The following is a 9,477-nucleotide window of genomic DNA, read 5'->3' as shown; positions in this document are numbered from 1 at the left end:
ATTATATTCTACAAATTCCTTATAAGCATACTTGGCGCTATCCGTTTTTTTTGCGTGACCATATTCACCAACCGCAGAAGTTTTGACTTTTATATTATGCTGACTAAAGTCATATTCATATGATGCACCAGCGCTTATTATATGCTCATAATCTGGACCAACGTGCCTGATAGCTGAGTTACCATGAGGACCATTTTTTATGGCATCAAGTAAAATAGCATTACCATATATTTCTTTTACTCTGTTTTTTATGTCTTGTCTTTTCTTAGTATTTATCCTGTCCTTATTTGAGTCTGATATTAAACCTTCCACCGCTTCTTTTATTACAGCATTTACTGCTGCTCTTGCTCCCTTAAGGTCTTCTTTTCCTGTATCAGGGTTTTTGAAATAGTCATCACCAATTTTATTTACTAAAGCAAGTCTAAAAGTATCTTTATTAGCATACTTTCTATCAGTAGCTGCTAATGCACTAATTGTACCCACATCTGTAGGGTCAATGGTAAGCCCTGACACCATTCCTCTAACAGTCTTGTTCTTAGCTATTTCAGTAGTAACACTACCAGCATCAGGTTGTTTTATGTTGTTAAATAAGTCTGTAGCAGCTTTATCAATTGCAGTCCATTTTTCAGCAACAGTTGCACCCGTGTCATTAGCTACTGCAGGATCAACTACTGCTTTTATAGCATCTGTTAAATCTTCTCTTCCTGAATAAGAAAGATTACCAGCTTTTATGAATTCATCAGCAACGTTCTCAATGCCTGAATCAAAGTCGATAGCGCTAGATCCTTCACTAACGCTAAACAGACTACCCTCATAGCGAGGTGAGTAGCTAATGCCAAACCTTGCACCCATATGGCTTGGTGAGTAGTAAGCGATTCTAAACGGTAGTGTAGTCATAACACCTTTGTTATACTTTCCAGCCATGCGGAAAGAGAGCCTTTCGCTTTCACTTGAGAAGCTTTCAGTATAAAGACGTGGTGTTACATAAAATGGAAACGTTGCAGCGCTTCCTTCTAAGTTCATTTTTCTAAACCAGTCACTATCTGCAGCTCCATCAACAGTTGCAATTCTTGTCGCATCAACTCTCATTAGAGCCTCAGGACCAAACTGATAGCCAAGTTTTAAGTCACCATATTTTGAATTCAAAAACACATGTGCACTTCTTCCTCTTGCCGCATTCACACCTTGTGAAGCTGCTTTGCCTTCAGTAACCGGAATGTGGAATTGCACATCAGCGCCGTAGAGAAGACCCAAATCTTCGTTTTTGTTTTCAGCTCTTAAGTGCAATATTGCATCTGCAATCATACCCATGTTTTCGCTATAATCACCGATGTTCCCTATCCCTCCAGGAAATAATGAATTCGCTCCTTTTATTTGTTCTTCAGAAGCATTATAATAATTAACAGACTTGCCTGTTTTAATGTTATAGCTTTTATAATCTTCGCTACCTATCCCTGCTTTACCATAACCTTGGGCATCAACAATACCACCGAAAGTAATTCTCAAACCATTTGCTCCTCGGTTGGCATCAACAATATCAACGCCGCCAACTGAGGCAACAGGACTGGCTTTGCCTTTTTCCTCTATGTTTTTGTTAACAGCTTTAACCTCAATTTCAGCTTTCTGAGTTTTAGAGTTCTTAGTTTTTGAACCTTCTATATTAGAGTTCTTAACATTAAGAGTCTTTGCTCTTGAATCCCTTGCCTGTTTTGTTTGTTCCTTGCTAACTAGCTTCAGTTCCTCTTTTTTCTTAAGCTCTTCAGCTTCCTTTTTTGGATCAGCATTACATATCCTGTCCATTTTCTCTTTTAGTTTTTTGTTTGATGTTTTCATAACTTCCATTTTTCCAGAAGTTACTGCGCTCTCTTGCTTTTTTATACTTTCATCGGAAAAGTCAGCAGAAAAACCGCCGAAAGAACATAAAGTCAATAAAGAAGCTAGAGCAGTTCTAGTGTAGGTAGATTGTTTCATGAAGTGCCCCCAAAAAATTTCAAAATCATTATCTTAAACGTAAACAGTACAAAAATGTTGAAAGTTCAACTTAAAGCAACCTTATAGCTGAAACAAAAGTAAAATGCAACACCTTAAAAACAACTTTATTTAATATCCCTAGCGTGCATATTAACTAAAACTTAGCATAGAGGTTGATATCTTTTACCTGTTACCTACATTGTAACTCTGTTATTTACTCTGCGGAAGTAAAAATTTTCCATGATAAAATAATAAACATAGTTAACAATAAAAAGATTTTATTAAGATATTTAAATATTTATTAAAATATTAAAATAATTATTAACAACAGTATAGATTTATTAGTATAGTTAATAAAGCTATGATAAATTGAGGTGTTTTATATGGATTTTAATTTCTTACGCAATTGGTTTGGTATCACAAACACCAGTACAAGCAACGTAAGTTCAATACCAGGCAACGATAATGGGGTAGAAGAATATGACAATGAATTTGAGATCTTTGAAGATTATGAATTTATAAATCCTTGTAACCCAAAGAAATATATTCTTTGCCTGATCAAACAGGTGAAAGTGCTGCAGAAATTGCAGGTTTAATAAAGGGAAATTATTGGAGATGCGTACTTTCTCTAAGATGACCTATGGTAATAACGACCCGATATTATCTAACGGAGGATATAAAACTAAAGCTGAATTTATTAAGGAAGGTTATAGTACTATTCTATCTTATTACAGTAGTAGAAAGTGTGCTGGTTTTGTTTTTGCAAAAGATAGGGAAACAACTATAGCCTATCGTGATACTAAAGACTTTGATGACATAATAACTGATGCAAACGCATTTTTTACTGCCTCAGAGCTTTTACCTGAAGGTGGAAGAATTCATTATGGCTTTTACACAACGCATTTACAGATTCATTGCCTAATCTTTATGGTATTTTTAAATCTCATAAAGATTTTAAAATTAATCTCACAGGTCATAGTATGGGGAAAGCTGTTGCTAGGATAGCTGCTTTATGTTTCAACAAAACAAAAGAGGCTGAAGATATTCGTGTTGCAACTTTCAGTGATCTGGGGTTTTTAATCTTACTGCTAGTGAGATCTGCAATGACGCTCTTCAGGAAACAACTAGGAGTAACTCAACATAGGCAAGATCTAGTGCCAGCAGTATCACCTGGTTCATTTGGTTATGCCCACTTGGGTGCACAATTGAAAGTATCAGTGCCGGAAGGATATGCCGTTTATAAAATAGATGGTTATTATGAAGTTATTTATAGAACAGATGAAAGGGAGTTCCGATCAAACAACGACGTTTCTCTTTACTTTACTGTCCTTCGAGAAGGCTAGAACGAATTAACTCCGCGGTTTTAGGTAATGTTCAATATTACGCTGCTAACTTAGTAGGGTATGCTTTCGGTCAATCAGGTTTCTTTGAAAAAGTGAAAAGTAAGTATGAAAGTCCTTCTAAGACTAAGCAAGTGGAAGGTAAACATGAGAACCCTTCCTTGAACAAGTAAAGGTTGAGTCACATAAAGACTTTTCACCTGCCATAATTGACGCGTAGCAGCTGGTTGATGGAACAATGCTCCATTAACCCTTTATATACCCTATATAGCTATCGGACAGAAGGGCTATGGATCCTAGCGTCACGCGCTGGGATGGCAGGAAGGGGATGATGAAAGAAAGGGCTACTTGAGTGATATCCTTCTGATAGGCTTGAATTACAATGTTCGTATAGTTGTGTGTCATGCACTGAAGTGATAAAAGCTACTCCACCTTTATTACCACCTAAAAGCAACTAGCTACAGTCACCATAGCGTTAAGCTACTTCCGTTATATCTAATTAAGCATATCAAAGATAAATGAGTTTTAATATAATCTGATTATACTTATTAAGTACGCTGTATAGAATGAAAGCATGGAAGATTTTATAACTGCAAGAAGGAAAGATGATGCTGTGATATCTGTTTGTCAGGATAATAGGAGAAAAACTGTATTAATTTCAGGGCTCAACCAAGCTGCAAGGAACTTGTTAAAATATGGGAAAGAGAGTTTACTCAATAAGCCGTTAATCAGTATTTTAAGTGCAAGAGTAGCTGAAGATGTGAGAAATTATTTAGAGTATGCCGAGGATGGATATGATTTACTTGACATATTGACTAAAGTAATAGGTTTTTCTTTAATTGACTCTAGAGGAGAGGACATCAAGACAAAAGTGAAGGTTTTCCGCACCATGCAATTCACTAATGACAAGATTAATTATGAGCTGTTGATACGCAACATCAGCCTACTTCATAAGCTAGGAATATTTAGGGATGAATATTTAATGGGTAAAAAGTACAAAAACCACGACTTATTTGATATACCAGACAATGAATCCTCCATTCTAGAGCTGCGTGCTATATTAAATTTTGCTCTGCGACATCAAATTAGTATAGCTGTGGGAGTTATTGATTTCGATAGTAACTGTGAAGAGACGAACGATGCATTGAAAGTTGTTATAGAGCACTTTCACAAAAATTGCCGCAGTGATGATTTTTTAGGGTATATTGGCGAAAATAAAGTGCTCTTTATTTTATTTAACTGTAATACAGAAGACACACCTAAAGTAATTGATCGTATACATTCTGCTATCAATAAGCAGCTATTAAAACAAAAATTACCCCGTGTATCAGTAATTTATGGAAGTATAGCTCAAAAACTAGCTGCACAGTACAAAATCTAATATTTTATGTAAAAAAGTTTCTTTTGCCTATATTGGATTTAAACTTAAACTTTTATAAAAATTTAAATTTATTTATGAAGTTGAAATGTTGCATGGTAGCGCTGCTTTCGTTATTATTCTCGCAAAATAGTGCTAACGCTAGGGTAATTTTGGATAAGGGAATGTTTTATTCAGAACTGGACGGAAAATAGATTTGAGGTTTGGCTACGCTTTTAACAAAGATTCTTTCAATATTAGGCCTAAAGACAGGATTTTAAGTTATTCACACTTGCGCTTTCTTTAATTTACAGCAAGTTTATCCAAATACTCAAATGGGGTTTAATTAAGGCAGGAATTTCTGGTACCGCAAACCTAAAGGCGTTAGACATAGAAAAACTGGGCATGAAAGAATAGTATTTCATCATAAAAAACCTGGGGCTTAGGTCAATTGAGTATGGAAAAAAAAGTTTAGTCAGTCAAAGTATGCTGATCAATACTTCAAAAATTTACATGGCTGCTGGAAGAGTAAATGGTTGTTGGGTAAACTATATAAATCTCCGTAACGATGAGAAGGGCATTGGTACTGGGTACGATAAAGACAAAGTCTTTCTTGGAGTAAACCCAATATTTATAATAATTATGATGGACGAGAGATGAAATTAAAGCAACCAGCAATAAGCTATACCTCTCCTGAGATTTATAACTTTTAACTTTGGCTTAGTTATGTTCCAGGGAAGAATAACTTGTATTATAGCAATCTAGTTGCTGCTGGCTTTTCCTATAAGAATAGTTTGTCGGATGATATAAATTTTACTGCTGCTTTAACTGGTGAATTTGCAAGGGAAAATTCAACCGATTGCTCAGATGGAACCTATGAAAGTTATGAGTGCTGTAACCAGTTACTACACTGGAATTTTGGTTTAAATCTGAAACTTTTCGATCTTAACTGCATTTTCTCATATGGTAATGGTGGTAAATCGAGCAAGATATATAGTCCTGAAACGACTAATACGTATTATACGGATGCAGGTGTCGCTTACCGATCTGATTCTCACAGATTGAGCTTAACATATTTTAGTAGTGGTCGGAATATTGTAGGCGAAGATATAAACAAATTAACATCATATGCTTTAGGTCTTGAAAGCTATCTTTTTTGGGCACTTCATACTATTTCGATATTGTAAAATTTAATGCCGAAGAGCCATCGAAGAGTCCAAAAACAACTCAGGTTATGTATTATTGGCTGGGTTGAAGTTGAGTTTTTGATAAATGCATGACAGCAGTTTAGGTAGTTTTGCTTTACTTGAAAACTAACTCACTGCATTATGTCCATATAGTATTGCTATATTAAAACATGCTACAACTGCTAATCTTACTCACTATTATTGCTTCAGTTGTATTTTTTGGTTATTTAGCTCCAATAGAAGCAAAAATCTTTTTGTATTCAGTGAGCTTGAGTATCAAAGAAATTTTGCTATTTGTAATGCCTTTTATTGTCTTTGCGTTAATCTTCAGCAGTATTAACGATCTTAAGCAGTCGGCTATAAAGTTTATACTATTACTTGTCATAATGATTTTCTTGTCGAATTTAGTTTCAAGTTTAATTGCTTATTCGATTGGTCATTTTCTCCTGAAAAACACTTATTCAATACAAGATATAACATATGAAGAAACAATTGCTCCTTTGTGGTCGTTTAAGCTGCCGCTACTCCTTTCTAACTTTCATGCTCTTGCTTATGGATTTATATCCAGCTTAATAGTGTCTGTTCTGCTGCCCAAAAAGAGTAAAGAGCTCTCGCGCAAAATGTCAGGCTTAACTTCGTTTGTTCTAAAAGTCTTTTTGATACCAGTTATTCCAGTATTCGTACTTGGGCTTGCTTTAAAAATGCAACATGACCAGGTTCTATCTATAATATTCAAAGATTGCTCAATAATTTTTGTTATTATAATATCTGTAACTTACTTTTATGTTTTTCTCTTATACGGAGCAGCAAATTCGTTTAAGATCACAAACTGGATAACTAGCATAAGCAATATGATGCCAGCATTTATTACTGCGATTAGTACAATGTCTAGCAGTGCAACTATGCCACTTACTCTTGAGGGGAGTAAAAAAAATGTAAAACAACCTGATGTAGCATCGTCTGTTATATTAATGACTTCCGGCTTTCATTTAGTAGGTGATTGCTTTTTTATTATAATATTATCGGTGGTAATAACTTCCGGTTATGCATTATCCACGACAGACTATGTAACTTTCCTCCTTTATTTTTTGTTATTTAAGTTTGCTATCGCTGCAGTTCCAGCAGGAGGAATTATAGCAATGCTGCCTGTTCTTGAAAGGTATCTTAAATTCTCTCCAGAAATGCTCTCGTTAATCGCGGCATTATATGTAGTGTTTGATCCAATAATAACTTCAGCAAATGTTATGGGTAATGGTGCTTTTACTATAATGTTTATAAAACTCTATGATAAGCTTAGGTAATGTCCATTCTAGCGATTGATACTGTAGGTGCTGGTAGCTCAATAGCGATAATTGACCATGATGGCAATTGTTTTGTAGAGCGCAATTCCACCAGCAATAGCCACGCAGAAACATTTTTTCAAATTTTGAACACTCTGTTCAATAAGTACAATTATAGCTACGATAAAATAGGCCATTTAGTGGTAGTGATTGGACCAGGAAGTTTTACTGGAATTAGAGTTGGTATATCGGCTGCAAAAGGCATAAATCTTGCTACGAATAAGCCGTTATACGGAGTTAATGCACTGGAAGTTCAGGCGTATGCAATATCCTTGCTTTGTGCAAACAGTAAAAAAAATATCAGAGCTATAATCAAAAGTGCTCAAGGGTTTTATACTCAGTTATTTGATTTCAATTTATTGCCGCTGTCAGAGCCAGTTGCGGCTACCGGATCCCAGTGTGTGATAGGTACTGGGACAAAAGACAATAACTGCATTACATATGTGGATTGCAATTTACCAGAGTTAAATGCTAGCCATGCAGGACTATTGGCCCGTTATAGGCTAGAAAATAAACAAAAATTAAATGGGGTCAACGCTCTATATTTAAATGAGCCTCAGTATATGAAATTATTATAATTACCCTTTTGCGTAAACTCTATCGATTTGACTAAGTCTGTACATCTGGTTTGTTATTTCTTCGGCTACTTCTTTTATACTCATATTTGAATTTTCTATTTCTATGGCATTCGGCGGTATAAATAAATTACGAGTCCTAAATTTCTCTATAATACTGCTCATGCTAGTAACTTTCTTATTTTCCCTTTGTCTTTTTAATTTAATGCGTTTTTGTAATGTAGTTAGGTCACACTTTAGCACTATAGGAAGAATTCTTGTATTCATTCTTTTACTAAGCTCTACTACTGAGTTATACATTCTTATATTGTAATCATTATCTTTCATCAATTCATCAATAAATATGTAATTTTTTGAATGAATTAGATAGGCTTCTATTGCCTGAAGCATAATTTGTGCAATGTTATATATTCTATCTTGGGCTTCTTTAGGGATTTGGTCATATTCAAAGATATTATCACATATAGAGCGGATTTGAGTATTGTTGGAAAAGTTGCTGTTTACAATCAGTGCACCTATCATATTAGATAATTCTATTGCCGTAGAAAGCTTGCCACTTCCTGAAAAGCCGATAATATATACGAAAACTCCTGTTATCTGTTCCTTTGTATTAATGTTTATCATATTATTTATAATGTTAAAATCTATATTCATAATAACATGAAACTTAAGCTTTAAAACATTTAAAACATTATATAGAAAAATTATTTTTGCAGTTAAGATATTATATAGTTCAAGGACATAAACTCTGTACAAGTCCCATAGATTATGTAATAGAGAATTGTTTACTAAGAATTCCTCTTTCTCTAATTTACCTCCAAACTAAAAGTATGAGTTTACTACGAGCCTCTCTTCTTGTATAAACTTTCAGAAGGTCTTAGCTGAAAATTGTTTTATTAATAAAGAGCAAGGTAAAAAGGGACCTAATCTACGCCTATCAAATTTTATCTTACTTAGAACTGGATGGCCATACATATACTCACCTATCGGCGCGTTCTGAGAATCAAAAGTAGTTTTGTATATATCCATTTGGTATACGCTTTAATGAGTGAATGAAAATTCATTGATGAAGGTGTCGTTTGATGGAGATGTTATTGAGGGCAAAGAATATCAATGTAATAAAACTGGTTATGTAATCCACGGCTTTATTTATCAAGCAAGGGAAGATGTTTAAGTAATTTTTCACTTGCATATACCTTCTGTTGTAGCAGTTTCCTCCCTCAAAGATGGGTTACTCCCAACAAGTCAGTGGGCGCTGCATTTTTACAATGAGGTATCTTACTATGATTATAATTCCCTAGCACTTGATGATACAGAAGGAAAAAGACTAATAGCCAATCTGAGAGAAAGTTTTGTGATGTTAATGCGCGATCATGGACCTATAACGTGTGGTCGGACTATACAAGAAGCAATGTTTTATACATATCGCTTAAAACAAGCGTGTAAAACTCAATGTTTAACATTAGTGATGAATAGGGAATTATCAATTCCAAGCAAAGAAATTTGCTCAAAAGCTGTAAAGGATCTTTTATCTTTCAAAAGCAATTCTGGTGAAAAAAAATTAACACGCATGGGTTAGACTAATTAAAAGTAAGTTGTAAGAAGCTCTTTGCACTACTATCTTCCTCTGAATGCTCCTCTTCTTGTTATCCCAGTAGCCTTTTCTTGTTATCCCAGCAGTTGATACTAGGATCTACTGTCTAAAAC

The 9,477-nt window shown here is 34.7% G+C and carries 8 protein-coding genes and 2 pseudogenes; 8 read left to right on the top strand and 2 right to left on the bottom strand.

Annotated elements, in window-relative coordinates; all coding sequences use genetic code 11:
• A partial coding sequence (locus IHO40_RS02360; RefSeq protein WP_225536580.1) for a WD0745 family porin occupies positions 1-1,971 on the bottom strand: 1,971 nt, incomplete at its 3' end.
• Positions 1,972-2,354: 383 nt separating this feature from the next.
• Here IHO40_RS02360 and IHO40_RS02355 point away from each other — a divergent pair.
• The 7 genes and pseudogenes from IHO40_RS02355 (at position 2,355) to tsaB (ending at position 7,773) form a co-directional block, all read left to right on the top strand.
• Positions 2,355-2,567, top strand: a complete 213-nt coding sequence (locus IHO40_RS02355) for a hypothetical protein (RefSeq protein WP_225536579.1) — start codon at positions 2,355-2,357, stop codon at positions 2,565-2,567.
• 37 nt (positions 2,568-2,604) lie between these two features.
• On the top strand, positions 2,605-2,976 hold the full coding sequence (locus tag IHO40_RS02350; RefSeq protein ID WP_225536578.1) for an alpha/beta hydrolase family protein: 372 nt from the start codon (positions 2,605-2,607) through the stop codon (positions 2,974-2,976).
• Positions 2,886-3,314 (top strand): lipase family protein, encoded by a 429-nt coding sequence (locus IHO40_RS02345; protein ID WP_225536577.1) that lies wholly within the window; start codon positions 2,886-2,888, stop codon positions 3,312-3,314. The genes IHO40_RS02350 and IHO40_RS02345 overlap by 91 nt, the downstream gene beginning before the upstream one ends.
• Positions 3,315-3,885: 571 nt before the next feature.
• Positions 3,886-4,692, top strand: coding sequence for a nucleotidyl cyclase domain-containing protein (locus IHO40_RS02340; RefSeq protein WP_225536576.1), 807 nt, complete (start codon positions 3,886-3,888; stop codon positions 4,690-4,692).
• Between the two features lie 74 nt (positions 4,693-4,766).
• Positions 4,767-5,937: pseudogene (locus IHO40_RS02335) on the top strand (porin).
• Between the two features lie 88 nt (positions 5,938-6,025).
• Positions 6,026-7,156, top strand: coding sequence for a cation:dicarboxylate symporter family transporter (locus IHO40_RS02330; protein ID WP_225536575.1), 1,131 nt, complete (start codon positions 6,026-6,028; stop codon positions 7,154-7,156).
• A complete protein-coding gene (tsaB, locus tag IHO40_RS02325) occupies positions 7,156-7,773 on the top strand; it encodes a tRNA (adenosine(37)-N6)-threonylcarbamoyltransferase complex dimerization subunit type 1 TsaB (protein ID WP_225536574.1) in 618 nt (205 codons plus the stop codon). Before IHO40_RS02330 ends, tsaB begins: the two co-directional genes overlap by 1 nt.
• On the opposite strand, the gene IHO40_RS02320 is transcribed toward tsaB, so the two are convergent.
• Positions 7,774-8,394 carry an AAA family ATPase gene (locus IHO40_RS02320; RefSeq protein ID WP_225536592.1) on the bottom strand — a complete coding sequence of 207 codons (621 nt, stop codon included), beginning with the start codon at positions 8,392-8,394 and terminating at the stop codon, positions 7,774-7,776.
• A 263-nt stretch (positions 8,395-8,657) separates the two neighbouring features.
• Between IHO40_RS02320 and IHO40_RS02315 the strand changes: the two are divergent.
• Positions 8,658-9,371 (top strand): annotated as a pseudogene (locus tag IHO40_RS02315) (class II aldolase/adducin family protein).
• The last annotated feature ends 106 nt before the right edge of the window (positions 9,372-9,477 follow it).

Source organism: Wolbachia endosymbiont of Mansonella ozzardi (assembly GCF_020278625.1).
GTDB lineage: Bacteria > Pseudomonadota > Alphaproteobacteria > Rickettsiales > Anaplasmataceae > Wolbachia.
The sequence above is the reverse complement of the archived record's forward strand: the minus strand, read 5'-3'. Positions and strand labels throughout refer to the sequence as shown.

Bases quoted from the DNA above. Each gene is read 5' to 3' on its own strand.
- IHO40_RS02355 (WP_225536579.1), top strand. From the start codon at position 2,355: ATGGATTTTAATTTCTTACGCAATTGGTTTGGTATCACAAACACCAGT.
- IHO40_RS02350 (WP_225536578.1), top strand. From the start codon at position 2,605: ATGACCTATGGTAATAACGACCCGATATTATCTAACGGAGGATATAAA.
- IHO40_RS02340 (WP_225536576.1), top strand. From the start codon at position 3,886: ATGGAAGATTTTATAACTGCAAGAAGGAAAGATGATGCTGTGATATCT.
- IHO40_RS02330 (WP_225536575.1), top strand. From the start codon at position 6,026: ATGCTACAACTGCTAATCTTACTCACTATTATTGCTTCAGTTGTATTT.
- tsaB (WP_225536574.1), top strand. From the start codon at position 7,156: ATGTCCATTCTAGCGATTGATACTGTAGGTGCTGGTAGCTCAATAGCG.
- IHO40_RS02320 (WP_225536592.1), bottom strand. From the start codon at position 8,394: ATGATAAACATTAATACAAAGGAACAGATAACAGGAGTTTTCGTATAT.